23 protein-coding genes are annotated in these 22,558 nt (G+C 63.6%); 18 read left to right on the forward strand and 5 right to left on the reverse strand.

Annotated features, from left to right (window positions below):
* The first annotated feature begins 21 nt into the window (after positions 1–21).
* Together ACTPOI_RS04935 and ACTPOI_RS04940 are read left to right on the forward strand one after the other, a co-directional pair.
* A complete protein-coding gene (locus ACTPOI_RS04935) occupies positions 22–1,068 on the forward strand; it encodes a M48 family metallopeptidase (RefSeq protein WP_440106982.1) in 1,047 nt (348 codons plus the stop codon).
* Positions 1,069–1,268: 200 nt separating this feature from the next.
* Positions 1,269–1,691 carry a rhodanese-like domain-containing protein gene (locus tag ACTPOI_RS04940; RefSeq protein ID WP_440106984.1) on the forward strand — a complete coding sequence of 141 codons (423 nt, stop codon included), beginning with the start codon at positions 1,269–1,271 and terminating at the stop codon, positions 1,689–1,691.
* A gap of 74 nt (positions 1,692–1,765) precedes the next feature.
* Here the strand turns inward: ACTPOI_RS04940 and lysM are convergent, their stop codons facing one another.
* On the reverse strand, positions 1,766–2,260 hold the full coding sequence (gene lysM, locus ACTPOI_RS04945; RefSeq protein ID WP_440106986.1) for a peptidoglycan-binding protein LysM: 495 nt from the start codon (positions 2,258–2,260) through the stop codon (positions 1,766–1,768).
* Between the two features lie 263 nt (positions 2,261–2,523).
* Between lysM and ACTPOI_RS04950 the strand changes: the two genes are divergently transcribed.
* Positions 2,524–3,294 carry a type III pantothenate kinase gene (locus ACTPOI_RS04950; protein ID WP_440106988.1) on the forward strand — a complete coding sequence of 257 codons (771 nt, stop codon included), beginning with the start codon at positions 2,524–2,526 and terminating at the stop codon, positions 3,292–3,294.
* Positions 3,295–3,626: 332 nt separating this feature from the next.
* Here the strand turns inward: ACTPOI_RS04950 and ACTPOI_RS04955 are convergent, their stop codons facing one another.
* The 3 genes from ACTPOI_RS04955 to ACTPOI_RS04965 form a co-directional block, all read right to left on the reverse strand.
* Positions 3,627–4,403, reverse strand: coding sequence for a hypothetical protein (locus tag ACTPOI_RS04955; protein WP_440106990.1), 777 nt, complete (start codon positions 4,401–4,403; stop codon positions 3,627–3,629).
* A 68-nt stretch (positions 4,404–4,471) separates the two neighbouring features.
* Entirely contained in the window at positions 4,472–5,140 is a 669-nt protein-coding gene (locus ACTPOI_RS04960; RefSeq protein ID WP_440106992.1) for a TetR/AcrR family transcriptional regulator, read from the reverse strand.
* A 199-nt stretch (positions 5,141–5,339) separates the two neighbouring features.
* On the reverse strand, positions 5,340–5,957 hold the full coding sequence (locus tag ACTPOI_RS04965; protein WP_440106994.1) for a phasin family protein: 618 nt from the start codon (positions 5,955–5,957) through the stop codon (positions 5,340–5,342).
* A gap of 213 nt (positions 5,958–6,170) precedes the next feature.
* Here ACTPOI_RS04965 and ACTPOI_RS04970 point away from each other — a divergent pair, with 213 nt between their 5' ends.
* From ACTPOI_RS04970 to rfbC, 5 genes are all read left to right on the forward strand, one after another.
* Complete coding sequence (locus tag ACTPOI_RS04970) at positions 6,171–8,156, forward strand: SDR family oxidoreductase (RefSeq protein WP_440106996.1); 1,986 nt, start codon at positions 6,171–6,173, stop codon at positions 8,154–8,156.
* Between the two features lie 116 nt (positions 8,157–8,272).
* Positions 8,273–9,352: a dTDP-glucose 4,6-dehydratase gene (rfbB, locus tag ACTPOI_RS04975; RefSeq protein ID WP_440106998.1), complete on the forward strand. Its 1,080-nt coding sequence runs from the start codon at positions 8,273–8,275 to the stop codon at positions 9,350–9,352.
* Complete coding sequence (gene rfbD / locus ACTPOI_RS04980; protein WP_440107000.1) at positions 9,349–10,242, forward strand: dTDP-4-dehydrorhamnose reductase; 894 nt, start codon at positions 9,349–9,351, stop codon at positions 10,240–10,242. Before rfbB ends, rfbD begins: the two co-directional genes overlap by 4 nt.
* A gap of 32 nt (positions 10,243–10,274) precedes the next feature.
* Positions 10,275–11,159 (forward strand): glucose-1-phosphate thymidylyltransferase RfbA, encoded by an 885-nt coding sequence (rfbA, locus tag ACTPOI_RS04985; RefSeq protein WP_440107002.1) that lies wholly within the window; start codon positions 10,275–10,277, stop codon positions 11,157–11,159.
* 12 nt (positions 11,160–11,171) lie between these two features.
* Complete coding sequence (rfbC, locus tag ACTPOI_RS04990) at positions 11,172–11,720, forward strand: dTDP-4-dehydrorhamnose 3,5-epimerase (RefSeq protein ID WP_440107004.1); 549 nt, start codon at positions 11,172–11,174, stop codon at positions 11,718–11,720.
* 23 nt (positions 11,721–11,743) lie between these two features.
* On the opposite strand, the gene ACTPOI_RS04995 is transcribed toward rfbC, so the two are convergent.
* Positions 11,744–13,651: a hypothetical protein gene (locus ACTPOI_RS04995; protein ID WP_440107006.1), complete on the reverse strand. Its 1,908-nt coding sequence runs from the start codon at positions 13,649–13,651 to the stop codon at positions 11,744–11,746.
* Positions 13,652–13,845: 194 nt separating this feature from the next.
* Here ACTPOI_RS04995 and gspE point away from each other — a divergent pair, with 194 nt between their 5' ends.
* The 10 genes from gspE (at position 13,846) to ACTPOI_RS05045 (ending at position 22,443) form a co-directional block, all read left to right on the forward strand.
* Complete coding sequence (gene gspE / locus ACTPOI_RS05000) at positions 13,846–15,573, forward strand: type II secretion system ATPase GspE (protein ID WP_440107008.1); 1,728 nt, start codon at positions 13,846–13,848, stop codon at positions 15,571–15,573.
* Positions 15,566–16,825 carry a type II secretion system F family protein gene (locus ACTPOI_RS05005; protein ID WP_440107010.1) on the forward strand — a complete coding sequence of 420 codons (1,260 nt, stop codon included), beginning with the start codon at positions 15,566–15,568 and terminating at the stop codon, positions 16,823–16,825. The genes gspE and ACTPOI_RS05005 overlap by 8 nt, the downstream gene beginning before the upstream one ends.
* 23 nt (positions 16,826–16,848) lie before the next feature.
* On the forward strand, positions 16,849–17,316 hold the full coding sequence (gene gspG, locus ACTPOI_RS05010; protein WP_440107012.1) for a type II secretion system major pseudopilin GspG: 468 nt from the start codon (positions 16,849–16,851) through the stop codon (positions 17,314–17,316).
* 47 nt (positions 17,317–17,363) lie between these two features.
* Positions 17,364–17,831, forward strand: a complete 468-nt coding sequence (locus tag ACTPOI_RS05015) for a pilus assembly FimT family protein (protein ID WP_440108265.1) — start codon at positions 17,364–17,366, stop codon at positions 17,829–17,831.
* Positions 17,828–18,241: a type IV pilus modification PilV family protein gene (locus tag ACTPOI_RS05020; protein WP_440107014.1), complete on the forward strand. Its 414-nt coding sequence runs from the start codon at positions 17,828–17,830 to the stop codon at positions 18,239–18,241. Before ACTPOI_RS05015 ends, ACTPOI_RS05020 begins: the two co-directional genes overlap by 4 nt.
* The gene (locus tag ACTPOI_RS05025) at positions 18,238–18,984 is read left to right on the forward strand and encodes a PulJ/GspJ family protein (RefSeq protein WP_440107016.1); all 747 of its coding nucleotides are present in this window, start codon (positions 18,238–18,240) and stop codon (positions 18,982–18,984) included. Before ACTPOI_RS05020 ends, ACTPOI_RS05025 begins: the two co-directional genes overlap by 4 nt.
* A gap of 1 nt (position 18,985) precedes the next feature.
* Positions 18,986–19,846: a general secretion pathway protein GspK gene (locus tag ACTPOI_RS05030; protein ID WP_440107018.1), complete on the forward strand. Its 861-nt coding sequence runs from the start codon at positions 18,986–18,988 to the stop codon at positions 19,844–19,846.
* 272 nt (positions 19,847–20,118) lie between these two features.
* Positions 20,119–21,189 (forward strand): PilN domain-containing protein, encoded by a 1,071-nt coding sequence (locus ACTPOI_RS05035; RefSeq protein WP_440107020.1) that lies wholly within the window; start codon positions 20,119–20,121, stop codon positions 21,187–21,189.
* Between the two features lie 7 nt (positions 21,190–21,196).
* Positions 21,197–21,757 (forward strand): type II secretion system protein GspM, encoded by a 561-nt coding sequence (gspM, locus tag ACTPOI_RS05040; RefSeq protein ID WP_440107022.1) that lies wholly within the window; start codon positions 21,197–21,199, stop codon positions 21,755–21,757.
* Positions 21,754–22,443, forward strand: coding sequence for a hypothetical protein (locus tag ACTPOI_RS05045; RefSeq protein ID WP_440107024.1), 690 nt, complete (start codon positions 21,754–21,756; stop codon positions 22,441–22,443). Before gspM ends, ACTPOI_RS05045 begins: the two co-directional genes overlap by 4 nt.
* The last annotated feature ends 115 nt before the right edge of the window (positions 22,444–22,558 follow it).

The following is a 22,558-nucleotide window of genomic DNA, read 5'->3' on the forward strand; positions in this document are numbered from 1 at the left end:
CAAACGGGTGAGGCCAGCGTGATGCAGCGACTGGTGCAACTGGCGCTGGACCTATTCGATCCGCCAGCGCCGTCCACGCCGGCTGCGCCGCCGGTGGCGGTGGGCGGGCCTTCAGAACAGGTTTTCAGGTCAAATCGGCCGCAAGTCCAGGAAGATACATCCCCGAATGCTATTGAAGGCATAGCAAACAAGACCTTGGCACGACCGGCGCTCCCCGCAGCGCCACTGCCGTCACTGCTGTCCCCCGCCGAGTTCCGCCACCCCAAAGCCAACCGCGAGGTCCTGCTGGGCGATGCCGTGGTGGCCTATGCGCTGCAGCGCGCACGCCGCCGCACCATCGGCTTCACCGTGGGGACGGATGGTCTGTCGGTGCGCGCGCCCAGCTGGGTCACTCTCGGGGCGGTCGATGCGGCGCTGCGCGGCAAGGCCGACTGGATTCTTCGCAAGCTGTCGGAAACGCGCGAGCGCCATGAGCGGCTGCAGGGCGACCGGGTCGTGTGGGCCGATGGGGCCGAGCTGCCGTACCTGGGCGAGCCGCTGCGCGTGGTGCTGGACCCGGGCCACCGGTTTGCGGGCAAGGGCGGGGCGCTGGTCGACCTGGATGCAGCGGCCGAGCCTGCGGCCACACCGTCGCACGAAGCCGCAAAGCCCGAAATATCCGCCGTGCAAGGTGTCCGGCGCGCCCTGCACATCGGCCTGCCGCACAGCGCCAGCCCGGCGCAGATCCGCGATGCCGTGCAGGCCTGGCTGATGCGCGACGCCAAGCGCCACTTCACCGAGCGGCTGAACCACTTTGCGCCGCAGCTGGGTGTGCAGTGGGCCAGCCTGCGGCTATCGAGCGCGCAGACGCGCTGGGGCAGTGCCAAGTCCGACGGCTCCATCCGCCTGAACTGGCGGCTGCTGCACTACCGCCCGGCCATCATCGACTACGTGGTGGTGCACGAGCTGGCCCACCTGCGCGTGATGGACCACAGCCCGCGCTTCTGGGACACCGTGGCCACCGTGGTGCCCGACTATGCCGACCTGCGCAGGCATCTGCGCAAGGAACCGGTGCCGCCGTGGGAGTAGGGGTGTCGAGCCGTGCTGCAGTGCTGCGGGGCGGCAGAGTGGCCCTGGGCATGGGCTGGGCATGAGCAGCATGGTGCGCGCGGCTGTGCCTTATCGTTGCCAGTTGCGCATGGCGCTGCACCGCGCCGCACGCAACGCGGTAAAAAATGGGCGCCCGTTGACGACCATGACCATTCGCTGATCACCAAGGAGAGCTTCTGATGTCTGTCACTCCATCCCATGTGTCCCCTGCCGAGGGCTATGCCGGCGATATCACCCCCCAGCAGGCCTGGCAGTGGGTGCAGGCGGGCGAGGCCGTCCTGATCGACGTGCGCAGCGACGCCGAGCGCGAATGGGTGGGTTTTGTGCCCGGCGCCGTGCCGGTGGCTTGGAAGCAGTGGCCCGGCATGGCAATGAACGCCGCGTTCGATGCGCAGATCACCGCCGCCGTGCCGCAGGGTGGCCGTGCGGTGCTGCTGTGCCGCAGTGGCGTGCGCTCCATTGCCGCGGCCCGGCGTGCCACCGAACTGGGCATCGAGGCCTTCAATATCCTCGAAGGGTTTGAGGGCGATGCGGACACCGAGGGCCACCGCGGGCGTCGCGGCGGCTGGCGCTTTCAGGGACTGCCCTGGCGGCAGAACTAGGTTGCTTTAAAAAGCATAGCAACCAAGGCAATCAAAACGGGGGGCTACCGGCCGTTTTGACCCCAAAACGCTGTTTACTTGGCCAGCGGTGGAATCCGCAGCTTCTGGCCGGGGTAGATCTTGTCGGGGTGGCTCAGCATGGGCTTGTTGGCCTCGAAGATGGCAGGGTACTTGTTGGCATCGCCATAGAACTTCTTGGCAATGGCCGACAGCGTGTCGCCGCGCACCACGTCGTGGTACTGGGCTTCGGGCTCGGGGGTGGTCACGTCCATCAGGTTCTCGACGCTGGTCACGCTCGCCACATTGCCGCAGCACAGGGTGACTTTTTCCTTGGCGCCCTGCGTGGGTGCCGTGCCCTTGACGGTGACCTTGCCCTGCGTGCCGTCAAAAGCCACCTGCACATTGCTCGCGCCCAGGTTCTGCGAGGCGATGTAGGCCTCGATGGCCTTGGCCGCCTTGGCATTGAGGTCCTGTTGGGACGGCGCTGCAGCCGTGGGCGTTGCGGCCTGCGCATCCTTGCTGCCAAACAGCTTCTCGCCAGCTTCCTTGATGAACGTGAAAAGACCCATGGAATACCTCCTGTAGTGGATGAACAAACGCAATGGACCACTGTAGAGCCAAACCGTGGCACGAGGGTGTCGGACAGGCCCGCGAAACGATTCTTGACAGATCTGGCGGGTGCGGGCGGCATGTAGCCGGTACCGGGGTGGTGGGACGGCGGTGATGGGTGATGCCGCCAACTCTCCAGTGGCCGCGACGGCGCCCGCTCGGTTGCATGAGCCTTGCGCCGGGCCCGCAGGCGCGCCGCGCAAAACTCGGGATAATCCGCCGCATGACTTTTCTGGCCATCGACGTGGGCAACACGCGTCTCAAATGGGCGCTCTACGACGCCCCCCGTCCTGGCGCATTGCTGCTGTCCCAAGGCGCAGAGTTCCTGGACAACATCGAGAAGCTGGCCGAAGGCAGCTGGGCGCAGGTGGCGCAGCAGCCCGATCGCATGCTGGGCTGCGTGGTGGCCGGCGATGCCATCAAGCGCCGCGTCGAAGAGCAGATGGAGATCTGGGATGTGTCGCCGTCGTGGGTGGTGTCGTCTGCCGCCGAGGCGGGCCTGACCAACGGCTACGACCACCCCTCGCGCCTGGGCTCGGACCGCTGGGTGGCCATGATCGGCGCGCGCCACCATGTGCTGGCCCGCGGGCCCGCGCGGCCGCTGGTGGTGGTGATGGTGGGCACGGCCGTCACGGTCGAATGCATCGATGCCGAGGGGCGCTTTCTGGGCGGCCTCATCCTGCCGGGCCACGGCATCATGCTGCGCGCGCTCGAATCCGGCACCGCCGGCCTGCATGTACCCACCGGCGAGGTGCGAATGTTCCCCACCAATACCAGCGATGCGCTGACCAGCGGCGGCACCTATGCCATTGCCGGCGCAGTGGAGCGCATGGTGCAGCACGTGATCCAGCACTGCGGCGAAGAGCCCGTGTGCCTGATGACCGGCGGCGCAGGCTGGAAGATGGCACCCAGCATGACGCGTCCGTTCGAGCTGCTGGACAACCTGATTTTTGACGGCCTGCTGGAGATTGCCGCGCGGCGGTTTGGGGGCTGAGGGCTACGTTCGAGTGCCAGAACGCGGGCGTTCCGATTTGGCCTCTTGGGCTACGAAAGCCGGGCCAACCAGGCTCTTTCACGGGCTGGGATAGACACGACGATGCGCCCTGAAATGCCTCGACAAGCTCAGCCCGAACGGGAGGTGCGTACCGTTCGAAGAGCCGCCTTCAGGGACGCCGTTTCGTCGCTACCTTCGCAACCGGCGCTGTCTCAATGTCAGAGCAGCCAAGCAAGGGCCGCCCCGCAGCGAGGGCTGCGTCCCCCTTCCCGAATCACGCAGTGATTCGAGAGAAGGGGGAAGGCGCGAAGCGCCTCAGGGGGGATGTACACCTATTCCTCTTCGAGCTCAGCCCGTGCCATGTCCACGTCCAGCCGCTCCATGGCGTCAGCCGGCTCGCACGCAGCGGCCTTTTCGTACAGAGCCGTAGCTTCCTTCATCTTCTTGTCGCCTTCCAGCATGACCAGGGCGTTGGCGTATTCCACCATCGCAATGGCCGACCCGGGGTTGAGCTTGAGCGCTTCCTGGAAGAGCTTGAGCCCGACGTCCTTCTTGGCGCCATAGGTCATGCCGCCAATCAGCGAGCCCACCTTGTCGATCACCTCGGCATGGAACGCGCCCAGGGCAATGCGCGCATCGGCATGCTTGGGCGACAGCGCGATGGCTTTTTCCAGAGAATCCTTGACCTTACCGCCGAGCCCTTGCGCCAGCGCCTTGGCCACGCTAATGCCCTGGCTGTAGCGGCCCAGGGCGTAGGCATGCCAGTACCAGGCGTTGGCGTTGCCGGGCTCGGCGGCGGCCTGGGCTTCGGCGCGCTCGGCGACCTGCATGAACAGGTCCAGGCGCGTCTTCTCCTTGGGCTCCAGGTAGTTGGCGTAGATGGAAGTGGCCTTGTTGGCCACCGTGACGCCCGCGCCCCCGGCAGCCAGCCCGGCAGCGGTGGCGCCGGCAAAGTCACCGCTGTGGAACAGCGCCCATGCGCTCAGTACGGCGGCATCCTTGGGGCAGGGCTCGGCATCGCCGTTGTGCAGGCGGGCCCAGTGCTTCTTGGCGGCGGCAGCGTCAAAAGCGTACTCGTCGGCGTGCGGGAAAGGGGTCCATTTGGCCATGGAGAGTCTCCTGTCGTTCTTGTGGTGGAAATCGGTGTCTGGTGATGTGGTGCCGTGCTGGCGATGCGTCAGCCTTCAGCAGGGCGCGGCGCATAGGCGCCTGCCAGGTGCAGCAGGTGCAAGCGTTGCCCCGCCTCCAGGTAGGGCATCAGCAGGTTGAGCACATGGTGTGCGCCGCGCACCAGCGCTGCTTGTGCGCTGTCGGGTTCCAGCGCGCGCCGCGGGTCGCGCACATATTCAAAGCTGAGCCAGTAGGTCAGCACCACCACCATGCTGGTGGCGGTGGCTTCCAGCTCGCGGCTGTCGATGTGCAGGCTGCCCGCGCGGCCCATGCCGTCGAGCACCGCGCGCACGGCGCGGGTCTTGTTGATCAGGATGGTCTGGAAATGCGTTTCCAGGCGACGGTTTTTCGACAGCAGGTCGTTCAGGTCGCGGTACAGGAATCGGTACTGCCAGATCAGCTCGAAAAGGGTGTGCGTGAAGAACCAGGCGTCTTCCACATTGCGCACGCCGTCGCTGGCGGCCAGCAGTTCGTTCAGCGCGGTTTCGTACCGGTCGAACAGCGCATTGATCAGCTCGTCCTTGGCCGGGTAGTGGTAGTACAGGTTGCCGGGGCTGATGCGCAACTCAGCCGAGATCAGGGTGGTGGAGACGTTCGGTTCGCCAAACCGGTTGAACAGGTCGAGCGTCACTTCGAGAATGCGTTCAGCGGTGCGGCGTGGCGCCTTCTTGACCATGGATGCGGTCCCCTTCGCGTCGGTTTGCGGCGTTGTTTTGAGTATCCCTGCCAGATACTCTAACCCACGCGCAATTGCTGCATTGCGTCATGAAAGCGCGGGGCGTTGCCGCGCTGCGAAACAAAAACGGCCGGCACGCGGGGCGTGTCGGCCGTTTTAGCGGCGGGCCTGATGACGGGCCCCACCAATCGCCGGGCGATCAGTTTGCCGACGGCGTGGTCGCTGCAGGCGCTGCTGCAGCAGAAGCACGCGCTGCCGGCTTGCGGGCGGCGGGCTTCTTGGCAGGCGCGGCCTTGCTGGCGGGCTTGGCGGCAGGCTTCACCGCAGCGGGCTTGGCCGTGGCTGCCTTGCCAGCAGCCTTGCGGGCAGGGGCCTTGGCCGCTGGCTTGGTGGCTGCGGGCTTGCTGGCGCGGGCGCCCTGGCCCTTGGCCAGCGCATCGACGCGGTCGCTCAGGGCCTGCAGGTCACGCGCAGAGGGCACGCCCATCTTCGACAGTGCCTTGGCCACGCGGTCTTCAAAAATCGTTTCCAGCTTGTCCCACTGGCCCTGGGCCTTGGAGCCAATGTCGGTGGCCATGTTGGTCACGCGGCTGGTGGCTTCGGAGATGCGCTCTTCGGCCACGGCCTGGGTCTTGCGCTGGATGGTCAGGCCTTCCTTGACGAGCGACTCGAACACTTTGCCGCCTTCTTCCTGAGCCTTGGAAAAGGCGCCCAGGCCAGCCAGCCAGATCTGCTGTGCGGAGTCCTTGATGGTGCTGGACAGCTGGGCGTTGCTCTTCTTGCTGTCGGCGCTGAGTTTTTGCAGTTTCTTGACCATGTGGCCTCCGGTTGGCTGGGGTTGGCGTTGTCAGAAGCTCCCTGCCCCTGACGCATGCCGTGACTGTACGCTGCACGGCTGCCAGGGTGTAGGCGCGCGCTCCTAAAAACGTAGAGGGCGGGGTCTAGGTTGTCGCTGCGCTGCCGCGGGTTTCTGCTGAACCCGGGCGGCGACCTGCTGCGCAAGAATGTGCGCTCTCACAGGAGTCATTACATGCAGTATTTCGTGACGGGGGCAACGGGGTTCATTGGCAAGCGGCTGGTCAAGAAGCTGCTGGAGCGCAAGGGTTCGGTGGTGCATTTCCTGATCCGCAAGGAAAGCGCCAACAAGGTGGCTGACCTGCGCAGCTTCTGGGGCGTGGGCGCCACGCGTGCCATCCCGGTGTTTGGCGACCTGACCGCGAAGAAGCTGGGCGTGGCTTCGGAAGACATCAAGAAGCTCAAGGGCCAGATCGAGCATTTCCACCACCTCGCCGCGGTGTACGACCTGGGTGCCGACGAGGAAACGCAGGTCGCCGTCAACATCGAAGGCACGCGCAACACCATCGAGCTGGCCAAGGCCATCGATGCCGGGCACTTTCATCATGTGTCTTCCATCGCGGCAGCAGGCCTGTACGAAGGCGTGTTCCGCGAAGACATGTTCGAGGAAGCCGAGGGCCTGGACCACCCGTACTTCCAGACCAAGCACGAAAGCGAAAAGATCGTGCGCCAGGACTGCAAGGTGCCGTGGACGGTGTACCGCCCGGCCATGGTCGTGGGCGACAGCCAGACCGGCGAGATGGACAAGATCGACGGCCCGTACTACTTCTTCAAGCTGATCCAGCGCCTGCGCGAAATCCTGCCGCCGTGGATGCCCGTGGTGGGCCTCGAGGGCGGGCGCGTCAACATCGTGCCGGTGGACTTCGTGGTCAATGCGATCAACGTCATCAGCCACGGCAAGGACATCGGCAAGAAGTGCTACCACCTGGTCGACCCCGTGGGCTACCGCGTGGGGGATGTGCTGGACATCTTCAGCCGCGCTGCGCACGCCCCCCGCATGAACCTGTTTGTGAACGCCGCGCTGCTGGGCTTCATCCCCAAGGGCATCAAGAAGAGCCTGATGGCGCTGGCGCCCGTGCGCCGCGTGCGCAACGCCGTGATGAAGGACCTGGGCCTGCCCGAAGACATGCTCACGTTTGTGAACTACCCCACGCGCTTTGACTGCCGCGAGACGCTGGCGGCGCTCAAGGGCTCTGGCGTGTCTTGCCCCAACCTCAAGGACTACGCCTGGCGCCTGTGGGATTACTGGGAGCGCAACCTTGATCCCGAGCTGTTCATCGACCGCACGCTCAAGGGCACCGTCGCCGGCAAGGTGGTGCTGGTCACCGGTGGCTCTTCGGGCATCGGCCTGGCAGCAGCGCACAAGTTTGCCGAGGCAGGTGCCACGACCATCATCTGTGGGCGCGACCAGGACAAGCTTGACGAAGCCTGCGCCGAGGCCAAGGCCAAGGGCTATGCCTTCATTGCCTACCCGGCCGATATTGCCGACATGACCGACTGCGACCGGTTCGTGAAGCTGCTCATCGAGAACCACGGCGGGGTGGACTTCCTCATCAACAACGCGGGTCGCTCCATCCGCCGCGCCATCGAGTCGAGCTACGACCGCTTCCACGACTACGAGCGCACCATGCAGCTCAACTACTTTGGCTGCCTGCGCGTGACCATGGGCTTTTTGCCCGGCATGGTCGAAAAGCGCAAGGGCCACGTGGTCAACATCAGCTCCATCGGCGTGCTGACCAATGCCCCGCGCTTTTCGGCCTACGTGGCCAGCAAGGCGGCGCTGGATGCCTGGACGCGCTGCGCCTCCAGCGAGTTCGCCGACCAGGGCATCACCTTCACCACCATCAACATGCCACTGGTGCGCACGCCCATGATCGCGCCGACCAAGATCTACAACAACGTGCCCACGCTGAGTCCGGAAGAGGCCGCCGACATGATCGCGCAGGCCTGCATCTTCAAGCCCGTGCGCATCGCCACCCGCCTGGGCATCACCGGGCAGATCCTGCATGCGCTGGTGCCGCGGATTGCGCAGATATCCATGAACACCAGCTTCCGCATGTTCCCCGATTCGACGGCCGCCAAGGGCGACAAGAACGCCAAGCCCCAGCTGTCGGCCGAGGCGGTAGCGCTGCAGCAGATGATGCGGGGCATTCACTTCTGAGGCTGGCGTCGTCGCGCGCACCTGCCGGCTGCCCGAAGGAAAGTGTTACTTCGGCAGCGGGGTGGGTGGGATAATCCAAGGCTTTGCCGCAAGGCACACCCCTACAGCCCACCCCTATGATCTTGGTTACCGGCGGCGCAGGTTTCATCGGCGCAAATTTTGTTCTGGACTGGCTTGCGGCCTCAAGCGAGCCGGTCGTCAACCTCGACAAGCTCACCTACGCAGGCAACCTGCACAACCTGCGCGCGCTGGAGGGCGATGCCCGCCACGTCTTTGTGCAGGGCGATATTGGCAATACTGCTCTGGTGGCACGCCTGCTGGCCGAACACAGGCCGCGTGCGGTGGTCAACTTCGCTGCCGAATCCCATGTTGACCGCTCCATCCACGGGCCCGAAGACTTCATCCAGACCAATGTGGTCGGCACTTTCAGGCTTCTGGAGGCGGTCAGGCAATACTGGTCTGGACTTGATGCTCCTGAAAAAGGAGCACTCCGCTTTCTGCATGTCTCGACCGACGAGGTCTATGGCTCGCTGGCCGCCACTGCGCCTGCCTTCACCGAACAGCATGCGTTCGAGCCCAACAGCCCGTACTCGGCCAGCAAGGCCGCCAGCGACCACCTGGTGCGCGCCTGGCACCATACCTACGGCCTGCCGGTGCTCACCACCAACTGCAGCAACAACTACGGCCCGTACCACTTCCCCGAAAAGCTCATCCCGCTGATGATCGTCAACGCCCTGGCAGGCAAGAACCTGCCTGTGTACGGCGACGGCATGCAGGTACGCGACTGGCTCTACGTGAAAGACCACTGCAGCGCCATCCGCCGCGTGCTGGAAGGCGGGCGCCTCGGTGAGACCTACAACGTCGGCGGCTGGAACGAAAAGCCCAACATCGAGATCGTCAACACCGTGTGTGCGCTGCTCGACGAGCTGCGCCCCCGCGCCGATGGCCAGAGCTACGCCAGCCAGATCACGTACGTCACCGACCGCCCCGGCCACGACCGCCGCTACGCCATCGACGCCCGCAAGCTGGAGGCCGAGCTGGGCTGGAAGCCCGCCGAAACGTTTGACACCGGCATCCGCAAAACAGTGGAGTGGTACCTGGCCAATGCCGACTGGGTGGCCAACGTGCAGACCGGTGCCTACCGCGAGTGGGTGCAGACCCAGTACGCGTCGGCTGCACAGGGCGCTGCCGCATGAAGAGCATTCTGCTTTTCGGCCGTGGCGGCCAGGTCGGCTGGGAACTGCAGCGCAGCCTGGCCGTGCTGGGCAATGTGACGGCGCTGGACTTTGACAGTACCGACCACTGCGGCGATTTTGCAAACCCTGCAGGCGTGGCCGACACGGTGCGGGCCTTGCGGCCCGATATCATCGTCAACGCTGCCGCCCATACTGCTGTGGACAAGGCCGAGGGCGAGCCAGAGCTGGCCCGCAGCCTCAATGCCCTGGCGCCCGGCGCGTTGGCCTTGGAAGCCGCGCGCATCGGCGCGCTGCTGGTGCATTACAGCACCGACTACGTGTTTGACGGCAGCGGGCAGCGCCCCTGGACCGAAGCCGACGCTCCCGGGCCCCTGAGCGTGTATGGCCGAACCAAGCTGGAGGGCGAGCAGCTGGTGCAGCAGTCCGGCGCGCACCACCTTATCTTGCGTACCAGCTGGGTGTACGCGGCACGCGGCGGCAACTTCGCCAAGACCATGCTGCGCCTGGCGCGGGAGCGCGAGCGCCTGACAGTCATTGACGACCAGTGGGGCGCGCCTACGGGCGCAGAGCTGCTGGCCGACGTTACCGCCCACGCCATCCGCCATCTGCAGCACCGTCCGCAGGACGCGGGGCTCTACCACCTGGCTGCAGCCGGCGAGACCACCTGGAACGGCTACGCCCGCTTTGTGATCGACCAGGCCCGCCGTTCGCCATCGGGCAGCAGCATCGTGGCCACCGATATCGCGCCTGTGCCCACCAGCGCATTCCCCACACCCGCCATCCGCCCCGGCAATTCGCGGCTGGATACCCGCAAGCTGCAGGCGACGTTTGGCCTCACCCTGCCGCACTGGCAGACGGGCGTGGCCCGCATGCTGACTGAAATCCTCTGAGCCGCTGCGCCCACCACATACATCATTGCACCATGACCGCACGCAAAGGCATCATCCTCGCCGGGGGCTCCGGCACTCGCCTGCACCCGGCCACGCTGGCCATCAGCAAGCAGTTGCTGCCTGTGTATGACAAGCCCATGATCTACTACCCGCTCAGCACCCTCATGCTGGCGGGCATCCGCGAGATCTTGGTCATCAGCACCCCGCAAGACACCCCGCGCTTTCAGCAACTGCTGGGCGATGGCAGCCAGTGGGGCATCCGGCTGGAGTACGCCGTGCAGGCGCAGCCAGACGGCCTGGCGCAGGCGTTTGTGATCGGCGAAAAATTCCTGGATGGTTCTCCCAGTGCGCTGGTCTTGGGCGACAACATCTTCTACGGCCACGACTTTCATGAAATCCTGGGTCACGCGATGGCGCGTTCCGAGGGTGCCAGCGTCTTTGCCTATCACGTGCAAGACCCCGAGCGCTATGGCGTGGCCGAGTTCGACGCCCAGGGCAAGGTGCTGTCCATCGAGGAAAAACCAGCGTCCCCCAAATCCAGCTATGCCGTCACAGGGCTGTATTTCTACGACAGCCAGGTGGTGGAGCTCGCCAAAAGCCTCAAGCCCTCTGCCCGCGGCGAATACGAAATCACCGACCTCAACCGCCTCTACCTGGAGCGTGGGCAGCTGCGCGTGGAAATCATGGGCCGCGGCTACGCATGGCTGGACACCGGCACGCACGAAAGCCTGCTCGAAGCCGGGCAGTTCATCGCCACCCTGGAGCACCGGCAGGGCCTGAAGATCGCCTGCCCCGAGGAGATCGCGTGGCGCAGCGGCTGGATCGACGAGGCCCAGCTGGCTCAGATGGCGCAACCCCTCATCAAGAGCGGCTACGGCCAGTATCTGATGCGGCTGCTCAAAGAAAAAATCTACTGATCCCTGTCACCCATGCAAGTAACGCCCCTGGCCATTCCGGATGTGATGCTCATCGAACCCAAGGTGTTCGGCGATGCGCGCGGATTTTTCTTCGAGAGTTTCAACCAGCGTGCCTTCAATGAGGCCACTGGCACCAACCACCAGTTCGTGCAGGACAACCACAGCCGCAGCGCCAAGGGGGTACTGCGGGGCTTGCACTATCAGATCCAGCAGCCGCAGGGGAAACTGGTGCGTGTGGTTTCCGGATCTGTTTTCGACGTGGCTGTCGATTTGCGCCGTTCATCCCCGACATTTGGCCGGTGGGTGGGCGAGGTTCTCAGCGCCGAGAACCAGCGTCAGCTTTGGGTTCCCCCAGGGTTCGGGCACGGATTTCTGGTCCTGAGTGACGAGGCTGAGTTCCTTTACAAGACGACGGACTATTACGCCCCTGCCCATGAGCGTTGTCTTGCTTGGAACGATCCTGAGATCGGCATCCAATGGCCGGTTGCAGGGATTGTTCCGGCGCTGTCTGCCAAAGATGCAGCTGGGCTGAACATCGGGCAGGCAGAGCTGTTCCCTTGATGGGCTGAACGGAGCCGGTGTCCTCACCGGTCGTCGGCCTTGCTGGATTGCCTCACCTTCGTATCCTGCTGCTTCGAGCCGGGTGCTTTGGCGAGGTATTCATACACCGCCCCGTACAGGCGATCCGAGCCGAATCTGGAATTTTCCGGGTCCAGCGAGAAAATGTTGTGTTCTCTCGGCATCAGCTTGCCATGCCAGCGCGGTTCCAGAAAGAACGATAGGAACCGGGCTCCGTTTCTTTCGTGGCGCTGAAACACCTCTCCAAGTTCTCCCGCTTCCATCGGCTTGAGCGGGTGGAACTCTGTGACACCGTAGCGCTGCATGCGCTGCGCCTGCGTCCATCGCAAAAAGTCATGGCCGTAAGCGGCTTCCCCGTAGAGGCTGACACCTGGCGTGTACAGGTTGTTGGGTCTGAGCGACTGTCCAACCCCGAATTTGTTGTGGTCCCAGCTGGGGTTTGCGTACGGGTAGATCTGGTGCGAGTACAGGTTGTTGCGGGTCAGGCAAGTGGACTGAACTGCGCGCGCAAAGTGGGCGATATACGCCTGGACCTGTCGCTCGCGAAACGCGAGCCACAGCGGGGCAAGCGGGTTGTAGTAGTAGGACCTAAGGTCTTTGGGTTCGTCCACATGGGCGAGACGCTGAGGCTCCTTGGGAAGGTGCGTTGGAATTTCGGCCTGTGCATGCTCGACCGGTGAGCGCTGCGATGCATCCATCACGGTGATCTTGCGTGTATCCAGCCGCACGAGGGGCCCGGAGGACTCTTTCAGAAAGATGTCGATCTGATGGAAGCCGGGTGCCAACTGCCGAAAATCCAGGTCATATCGCCACCCTGTATCAGCGGTACCCAGTGCAGGATGCGCTTCCAGCACGTCCTGTCGTCGCTGTGATACGGGCACCTGGGCATGTGGCTTGCCGTCAAGGTAGATGTGGACACTGGTAGCCCGTGGGTGCTTGCGCGGGTCGACCCATCCGGAGACTGGAAGTACGCCATGGGCGAAGCTGTCCATGTGTTCAAAAAAGTTCCGCAGTGGCTCGGAGCGGATGTCTTTCGAAGGCGGTTTGACCTCCGCAAATGAGGCAAACGAAGAGCCAAGTTGCTGATTCAGCTGGTCGATCGACGGAAAAAGCTGTTGGAGGTAACGTCTGAAACCGGAATCTGCGGCTTCGCTGTAGTCCGTCGCCAGATATGGCAGGTCAAAGCCCATCCCTTGTTCAAACTCCGGAAACAGGTGATGGACTTCACCCAGCAGGGTTACGCCCTTGATTTTGGCAAGGTGGGCAGGTGGCAGCCTGCAGAGTTCGTTCGCCAGGGCTTCAATGGCCTTGAGCCGCAACTCCGTCAGCGCGTTCCCGGTTGAGGCCACGCTCCAGTTGTAAATGGGTGCGCCGTAGTAACTGCCTTGAGGCAACGCACCGTTCCGGTTCTGCGCAATGTTTTGCTTGTCGTTCGCGAGCTGCTGCTCGGCTGCACCTCCGCTGGCGAAGTGGGTAGAAAAGAGATACAGGATGACTGAACGTGGGCTGTCCTCAATGGTCCGCACGAACCGGCGGACCATGGCTGTATCGATTTCCCACTCCGCTCCACGCAGGCGCAGCAGTTCCAGCAGGGGCACAGCCAGGGTGTAGCCCAGCTTTTGATGAGCGTCTTGGCCAGTGCCTGCAGGCTCCAGCTGCTTGAGCGTTGCCTCGATCAGTGCCGCCGCCGACCCGCGCTCACCGACGCACGATTGCACCAGATCGGTGGGGTAATCGGATTGCATCCCTCTGTCCTGCACGGTAATGCACGGCTCCATCACCCCAATCATCGGAGCGAGAAGCATGTTCTGGCGGCCTGGCGTTGTTGTGGCAGCGTGGCCTATCCACTGATGGATGCCCCATGATCCGGCCAACACTGGCAGGAGCCCTGCGGCGACCAGGAGTGCAAACATGAACCGGGGGTGGGTGGCGGCCGTTGGTTTGCCGGATTGCGAGGGATGCATCGTAGGTTTTGGAGGGCAGGGATGCCCATTTGTTCGGTATCACGGTGACTTTAAGCCACTTGGGCGGGACGGATACACTCAGCACCCTGCGCCCTGACGTGCCTGGATTTCAGGCCACGCTTGCGTCACAGCTACCTGCGTAAATGACGACCTTCTCCGAACTTTCCCCCATTGCGTCTGTGGAACCGACCGCTCCGGCCCGCGTGCGAATTGGCGAATTGCTGGTTGCCAGCGGAAAGCTGACCCCTCGAGATCTTGAACGCGCCTTGCTGGCGCAGCAGGAAATGGGTGGGATGCTGGGTCGTGTCGTGGTGCGGCTTGGGCTGGTGTCAGACGCAGATGTCGCTCAGATCCTCGCGGGCCAGCTGGGGCTGGCCTTGGCCAAGGCGTCCGATTTTCCGGATCTCGTGCCTGAAGTCGAAGGGCTGCTGCCAGAGTTCCTTCATGCGCACAACGTCTGTCCGTTGCGTGTCGAAGGGACGACGCTGCACATTGCAATGGCCCGGCCCCAAGATGCCTTTGTGGTCAAGGCACTGCGGCTCGCCACCGGTCTCGACATACGCCCGCTGCTGGCGCTTGAGGCCGATATCGAAAAGGCGCTCACCGCCCCGATCGAGGAGGCTGCAAGCGACGATGGTTTCGGCGATGTGACCGATAGTGGAGACTTCGTCGAGCATCTGAAAGACCTCGCCAGCGAGGCACCGGTGATCCGCTTGGTGAACGCCATCATCGGTCGCGTTATCGACTTGCGGGCTTCGGACATCCACCTGGAGCCATTTGACGACGGCTTGCACGTACGGTACCGGGTTGACGGTGTCATCCACCCCGGCGAGGTGGTGCCCCCGCGACTGAGCGCAGCTGTCAGTTCGCGCGTCAAGCTGCTGGCGCACCTGGACATTGCCGAGCGTCGGCTTCCACAAGACGGCCGCATCAAGACCCGGGTCAAGGGCCGCGAACTGGACCTGCGGGTCTCGACCGTTCCTACTGTCCATGGGGAAAGCGTTGTGATGCGCGTCCTGGATCGTGCAAGCGTGCGGCTTGAACTGGAAAAGATGGGCTTTGCCCCCGATACGCTGGCGCGTTTCAACCAGCTGCTTGCCAAGCCGCACGGAATCCTGCTGGTGACCGGGCCCACCGGGTCCGGCAAGACAACGACGCTTTATGCGGCCTTGGCCAAGATCGATGCCAGTGAGCAAAAGATCATCACGGTCGAAGACCCGGTGGAATACCAGCTCGACGGTATCAACCAGATCCAGGTCCATGCGCAGATCAATCTGACGTTCGCCAACGCGTTGCGCTCCATCCTTCGACAGGATCCCGACATCATCATGATCGGGGAGATGCGCGATGGCGAAACGGCGCAGATTGCCGTTCAATCCGCGCTGACGGGGCATCTGGTCCTGTCTACGCTTCACACCAACACTGCAGCCGGGGCAGTCATCCGCATGCAGGACATGGGCGTCGAGCGCTACCTGATTACGTCCTCGGTCAACGGTGTCCTCGCGCAACGCCTGGTGCGCACGCTGTGTGACCATTGCAAAGAGCCCTACGAACCGGAGTCGGCGCTACTTGCGCAATCGGGATTGCAGCGTTTTCTGGGCGCAGGGCAACGCACCATTTATCGCGCCGTGGGGTGCCCAGAGTGTCGCCATTCGGGCTACCGCGGGCGTACGGGTATCCACGAGCTGATGGTGCTTGATGAGGCCATGCGCCGGGCCATCATCGAAGGACAGGATGCAAACCTGCTGAACAGTCTGGCTGCAAAGCACGGGATGCTGAGCCTTTACGAGGACGGGCTGCGCAAGGTCGCGGCTGGCGTGACATCGCTGGATGAACTGGCCCGGGTGACGCAGGATCAGTCAGATGCGTGATTACGCGTGGAGGGCTGCATCGCCCCAGGGGCAAACACAGCAAGGCACGATGGCCGCCAGCGGCCCTGCTGCTGTCACAAAGGCGCTGCGCGACCAAGGCCTCACACCCTTGAGCATCCAGGAGGCCGACGGTAGCATGGGTGGCGGCCCGGGTGCGTTGAAGATTGCAGGCAAAGTGGCTGGGCGCTCGCTGGGTCACCGGCGGGTCGACAAGAGCCGGGTGTCGTCGGCCGATGTCCTCGCGCTGACTTCGGAGCTCGCGATCATGCTGAGGGCGGGGCTTGCCCTGGACAATGCGCTACGGGTGCTTATCGACATGAGCCACAAGCCCAGCGTGGCAGTGTTAGTCCAATCCACCTTGGACGCGGTCAAAGGCGGAACGCCCCTCAGCAAGGCCCTTGCGCAGCATGGAAACTTGTTTGGGGATTTCTACATCAACATGATCCGCTCGGGCGAGGCCAGCGGACAGATGTCTGCGGTGCTGGACCGCCTTGTCGAGCACATGGAGCGCCAGCGCGCCCTGCGCGACAACGTCATCTCGGCCACTATCTACCCAGCGATCCTTTTGGGTGTAGCCGTTTTGTCGCTGATCGCCATGCTGGGCTTTGTCGTCCCCCAGTTTGAAAAGCTGTTTCTCGACATGGGCGATGCCCTGCCGACCCCTACGCGCCTTGTGATGAATCTGGGACAGGCATTCACCAACTATGGTCTGTTTTTCGCTATCGGCGCCTTCTTGCTGGCTGCTGCTCTGATGCGATGGCTCAAATCACCCAGCGGACGCCAATGGTGGGAAGGCATGCTTTTGCGCACGCCAATGGTCGGCCAACTGGCGCTGAAATATCAACTGACCCTTTTTGCAAGGTCTCTCGGCACCTTGCTCGGCAACGGCGTGCCCATGTTGACCGCGTTGCACATCGCCACGGAAACGGTCGGAAACATGATCTTGAGGCAAGAGCTCATCAAGGTCGCGCCTGTCGTCAAGGAGGGGGGCAAGGTCGTGCAGGCGATTTCTGCCACGGGAATCTTCGAGCCCTTGGCGATCAACCTCATCCGCGTCGGCGAGGAGACGGGCCGGATCGGGCCGATGATGCTGGAACTGGCAAACATATTGAACCGCGAAGTGGAAACGGGTATCAAACGTCTTCTGACGCTGGTGGAGCCCGCCTTGATTCTTGTTCTCGGTGTTCTGATCGCTGCCATCATCGTTTCCATCCTGCTGGGCATCCTGTCCATCAATGACCTGGCTGGATGAGTTTTTTAAGGATCTGCTCTTTCATGTTCAATTTTTCTGCTGCTTACCGATCTGCCCGTTTTGGCCGCTCCACCTCGCAAGTGCGGGCCGCACGGGGTTTCACGCTGATCGAACTGCTGGTCGTGCTCGCTATCCTCACGCTGTTGGCGGGCCTGGTCGGCCCTCGTGTCCTGAATCAGCTCGGGGGAGCAAAATCCAAGACGGCGGGCGTACAGATCAGTGACCTCGACAAGTCTCTGGAGCTGTTCAAGCTGGATGTCGGACGCTATCCCACCTCGGAAGAAGGCCTCGATGCTCTGGTCAAGCGGCCAGGCAGTGTCAATGGCTGGGCCGGTCCCTACCTGAAGGGTGGCGTGCCACAGGATCCATGGGGTCGTGCTTATCGCTACGCCAACCCGGGCCCCAATGGCGGTCTGGAAATTCTTTCGCTGGGTGCTGATGGTGCGCCCGGTGGCGAAGGTGAAAACGCTGACGTGCGCAACACGCCCTAAGCTGCCTTGACGGCCTTCGTGACTGACCACGGCAGCAGGGATTGAACATGTCGGCAACAGGAAAGCGTGAATCCGGTTTCACGCTGGTGGAGTTGCTGGTGGTTTTTGCCGTGATGGCGATCCTCATTGCCATCGTGCCTGTGGCTTACCAGAAAATGCGCGAAACAGCCCAGTACCGGGATACCTTGCGCACCATGGTGTCCGAACTGCGTACTGCCCGCCAGCAGGCGGCGTCGGGCCGTGCGGAAACCAGGTTTGGTATCAACCTGCGCGATCGTACCTACGGCATCCTGGGTCAGACGCAGTATCAGCTGGCGGAATCGCTGACGGTCAGCGCAACGGTCGCCGGGACCGAGCTTGCCGCTGATGGCGTTGCGTCGATCCGGTTTTTGCCAGATGGTGGCGCCACAGGCGGCAGCATCGACGTGCTTCGCACCTCTGGTGCAGGCGGGACAAGGCTGCGTGTGGATTGGCTCTCTGGCCGGGTGGAGCAGGAACCGGTGGCCGGGCCATGAGTCGCTTTCGAGATGGCAGCCAGCAAGGCTTTTCGCTGCTCGAACTCCTGGTTGCTTTCGTCATCATGGCGATGTCGTTGACCATGCTCTACAAGGCATCAGGCTCCAGTGCCCGTGCCACCGGGGTGGCCGAGCGCCAGCAGGGCGCAGTCATGCTGGCCGAGTCGTTGCTTTCTGTACGTGACGGTGTGCCGCCAGACGGCTGGCGTGACCAGGGGGAGTCCGCGGGCTACCAATGGACCCTTCGCAGCGCGCCATTTGTCACATCGCAAACTGGCCCCAACATTCCGCGATTGCATGAGATTGAGGTGCTGGTCAGCTGGACAGATGGGGTGACACCCCGGCAACTAGCGCTGGCGACGCTGCTCCCCGAGCGACGGGTGGACGGACTTCCAGGGGGAAGCCGATGAGGCGGGCGCAATCGGGCCAGCAGAGCGCGGCACCTTGGCTGCCCGGCAGGGGAGGGCTGCTTTCGCGGAGCCCGTCAGGTCGGCGTCGCGGCTTCACATTGCTGGAAATGCTGGTCGTCATGTCGTTGCTGTCCCTGATCGTTCTGGGCATGGGCTCCGCATTGCGAACCACGGCACAAACCGGGGAAAAAATCGATCTGCGACTGCTGCACACCGACGAAGTCCGGGTGATGTCCGGATTTCTGCGTTCTGCACTGGGGCGCGTTTATTTCCAGCGCCCAAATCAACCCTCGGCCGTCGGGCAGTCGCCATTCTTCTTTGAAGGGCGGCCGGATCAAGTCACATGGATCGGGATCATGCCCGCCCGGCATGGGCTGGGCGGACGCTACTACTTCCGGCTTGCGCTGGGCCAGAGCAACGGAGAGACCGGGCTGTTGCTCGCCTTTACGCCGTGGTCGCCTGATCAGCCGGGCCCGGACTGGAGCCGGGAGCAGGTTCGCCTGCTTCTCCCCGGGGTGACCGGTTTGGCGCTCCAATACGCAAGTTCATCCGTCGAGCCGTTTCGCTGGATGCCGGCTTGGCAGGCGCCAGAGACCATGCCAGATGCGGCGCCCGACCGGATTTCACTGTCCATTTCGTCGCCTGCCGGGCCGTTGCCGCTGCTGGTGATTCCTATGCGCTCCACCCCGAAGGGACTCCGGGGAATCGGCGGTGGTGAAGCCGTGTTCGGTGGAAGTTCGTGAAATGACGTCTCCCCGACAGTATCCAGCCTCCTTGTCTTCAGGTATGGCGCTCATTGCGGTGCTCTGGGTCGTGGCCGCCTTGTCGGTGCTGGTCACCGGCATGAGTCGTGCGAGCAGGAGCGAAGTCCGCACTGTCGCAGCTGAAAAGCAGATGCTGCAAGCGCGTGCCATTGGCGATGCAGCCATCAACCTTGCGCTGCAGGAACTAGCCGGGCAGCAGGTGCGCACCACCCGCGCCTTGGTAGCGGATCTTGCCTACCAGGGGGTCTCTGTCAGGGTGGCTGTCGCGCCGCTCAATGGCTGGATAGACCTGAACACCGCTCCTCAGCCTTTGCTGGCGCGTCTTTACGAAACCGCTGGCGGCGTAGCCCCTGATGCGGCGCAGCGATTGGCCCAGTTGACTGTGGAGGTGCGCGAGCAAAGGGATGGGCAAGGTCAGGCGCAGCGTTTTGAGGCCTCGGAAGAGCTGTTGAGGGTGCCAGGTGTCGATTACGACCTGTATGCTAGACTTTCTCCGCTCGTGACCGTCTACTCGGGCGCGTCGGGCCGGGTGAACCCCTTGGCGGCGCCTGCTGGAGTGCTGGCGGTACTCTCGGGCGGCAATGAAGCGGTCGCGCTGCGTGTCATCCAGGACCGTGGGGCGGGGGGCGATCAGGTCGACACTACCGCGCTGGATCCCGCATTCGTCGCAATCTCTCCCTCCCGTCGTTACCGTCTTGAGGCTGCCGTGCCGCTTGCGGAGGGCGGCACTTTGCAAATGGTTCGCGTCGTGGATGTAGGTACCAGCACTCGGGATGGATTGCCCTGGCGCACTCTCCAGTCCAGCAATTTGCAAACATTCCTACCCCGGGTATCCCAATAGCCAAAATGCCAACCCTATCCCCTGAAGCGCGATTTTTTGGCATGGACCTTCGTTCGGCTGGGAGCCTTGTCCTCAGCGGCTGGCAGCGGCTGCACCGGCACGCCCCTCTGGTCTGGTTAACGCCGTCGGTACCTGTCATTCTTGTTCAGGCAGATGGGAGCGATGCGGTGTGGCGCGATGGTGCGCCTGCTTCGGGTACCGCTGCCGCGGCCTCTGCCAGCTGTGTTGCGGTAGAGGTTCCGGACGATCTTTTGCTGCGCAGGCAACTGACATTGCCCGCACTCTCCGATGCAGACCTTGCAGGAGCGATCGAACTCGACGTTCAATCGGTCAGCCCGTTCGGGCCTTCGGACGTCGTGTTCGGCCACGACGCGCGGGCAAACGCGGATGGCTCCGTACAGGTTGAGGTGGCGATAGCCTCTCGCCGCCAGGTAGAGCAGTTTCTTGCGACGCAGTCCGACCGTCTGGCGCGGGTGCAACCCAAGGTTCAAACGCCGGAGGTGTGGGCGCGGTCTGCCCGCAACACTGCGATCGTTTTCAGGGGTTTTGGGGAAGAGGCCCGCCAGCAAGCCGGACGTAAAAAGCTGTGGGGCGCTTACGCAATGGTTTTTTGCGCCATTGTCTTGCTGGGGGGTGTCCTGCTCACCCCTACTGCCCAGTTGCGCCTTCGAGCGGTCGAGGCAGTAAATGCCTACGACAAAGCCGTGGCCGTGGCGCGCCCCGTTGTGGCACAGCGCGAAGAGCTGCTGAAGACAACTGAGCAATTGAATGCGCTAGCTGAAATACTGCAGGGCCGCATCGAACCTTTGAAGGTGATCGAACGGCTGACCCACGCGTTGCCGGACGATGCTGCGCTTCAGACATTCAAGCTCCAGGGCAACAAGGTGACGATCGTAGGGCAGACGGGTAATTCGTCGGCCCTGATGCAGGTCCTGAGCGAGCAACCCGGCATTCGTGACGTCAAGGCCCCGACTGCAGCCACGCGCATGCCCGGTACCGCCAAGGAAACCTTCGTCATCGAATTCGCGCTGGACCCGCAACAATACGGAGTCGCATTGGCCCAGACTGCGGTGCAGCCCGCGGCGGGCACTGCTTCCGCAGGCACAGCAAGCGATGCAAGCCCCCCGGCATCCTCAACGGCTCCGCCGACGCCAGTGCAGGCCGGTACGTCAGCAGCGCCACCACCACCCGTAGCCGCGCCCCCGGTGCCGGCCCGGGCAGCGGCGCCTTCGGGGGGCGCCACTTTTGGGGGAGCCACGTTTGGTGGTGCTCCCGCTGCGTCTCCCGGTGCCTCTGCGCCCGCTGGCAAAGGCAGCGCAGCGCTGCCTGCCGCCAAACCCTGACATGCGCATGAAAAGCAAACCATCTGCCGAAATGCTTGCAATGGGCGTTGTTGCCCTCGTGCTGCTGCTTCCGTTGGGAGGTATCGGCCTGTACACGTTTCAAAAGCACCAGTGGGCTCAGGCCCGGTTGCAAGAACTCGAGCCGCGCTACGCCCGCATGGTGGGGCTGGATGCCCAGCGTACGGAAGTTGCCGAAGTGCTGGCGCAAGCGCGCGGTCTGCGTGGCAAGTACGCCTACCCTGCCGACCAGGACGCCACGCAGGCTGGCAATGCTGCACAGCAAAAGCTGCGAGACATATTGAGCGGGGCAGGATTGCAGATCAGCAGCAGCCAGGTGTTGCCGCTCAAGGCGGGCAAGGGCTACGACCGCATACCCATTACTGTGCGCGCAGAAGGTGAATGGCTGGCAGTACAGAGTGCTCTGGCCGTTCTGTCTACCCAGACCCCGGTGGTGGTGCTCGAAGATTTCGATATTCAGCTTGTGGGGGGGCTAGGCAATACCAACCCCAAGTTCCAGCCGAAACTCGCCGTCAATTTTTCTTTTAGCGCCTTGAAAGAGAAACCATGAGGCGTGCCACCTTTCTGACCCTGTTGTTGCTCAATGCAGCGCTTGTCGCCCTGCTGGCGGCGCTTTGGTACAACCCGGGTGGTGGGCTGCGCAACAGCCACTGGGAACCCCCGCGGCCACAAAAAACAGACTACCGGGCCATGCTCCCGCCAGTGGGCGACAGCCTGCCCGTGAACACCAGCCAGTTTGTGGTGCTGCTCGAGCGCCCTCTCTTCGCTGCCAACCGACGCCCGCCACCTCCGCCTCCACCGCCCGAGCCTGTCGTGGCTGCGCTGGTGGACAACCTGAGCACAGCCAGACTCATGGGCGTCTTCCAGTCTTCGGGCGGGGGTGGCGTCATCATCAAGATGGGCGGTGCCGACAAGCGCCTGCGCGTCAACGAATCCATCGAAGGCTGGACACTGCAGTCCATTGCGGGCAACACCGTGACGTTTGCTGGCCAGGGGCAGACACGTACGCTCACCCTGCAACGCGCCAGCCTGACCACAGGCGGAGGGGGGCTGCCGCCAGCCGCAGCGCCGGCCCCGTCTCCTGCTGTGGCTCCGCCACCGCCCGATGTCCAGCCGCCCAGGGCTCCGAGCCTGCCACCGGCAGCCGAAGCGGGCACCGCCCCTGCGCCCACGGGCGCGGCCGGTGCCGCACGACCCGCGGCGCCACGTGCCGTGTTCGGCGGCAGCGCGCGATGATCGCCATGCGCCACTTTGCAGTGGATTTGAATCCGGACCTGGCCATGGCCGCCAGGCCGTTACACGCTCAGCAAACCGTGCCGGAGTTGCGGGTGCATTCGCATCCTGTGATTTC

The sequence above is a fragment of the Acidovorax sp. BL-A-41-H1 genome, assembly GCF_051942715.1.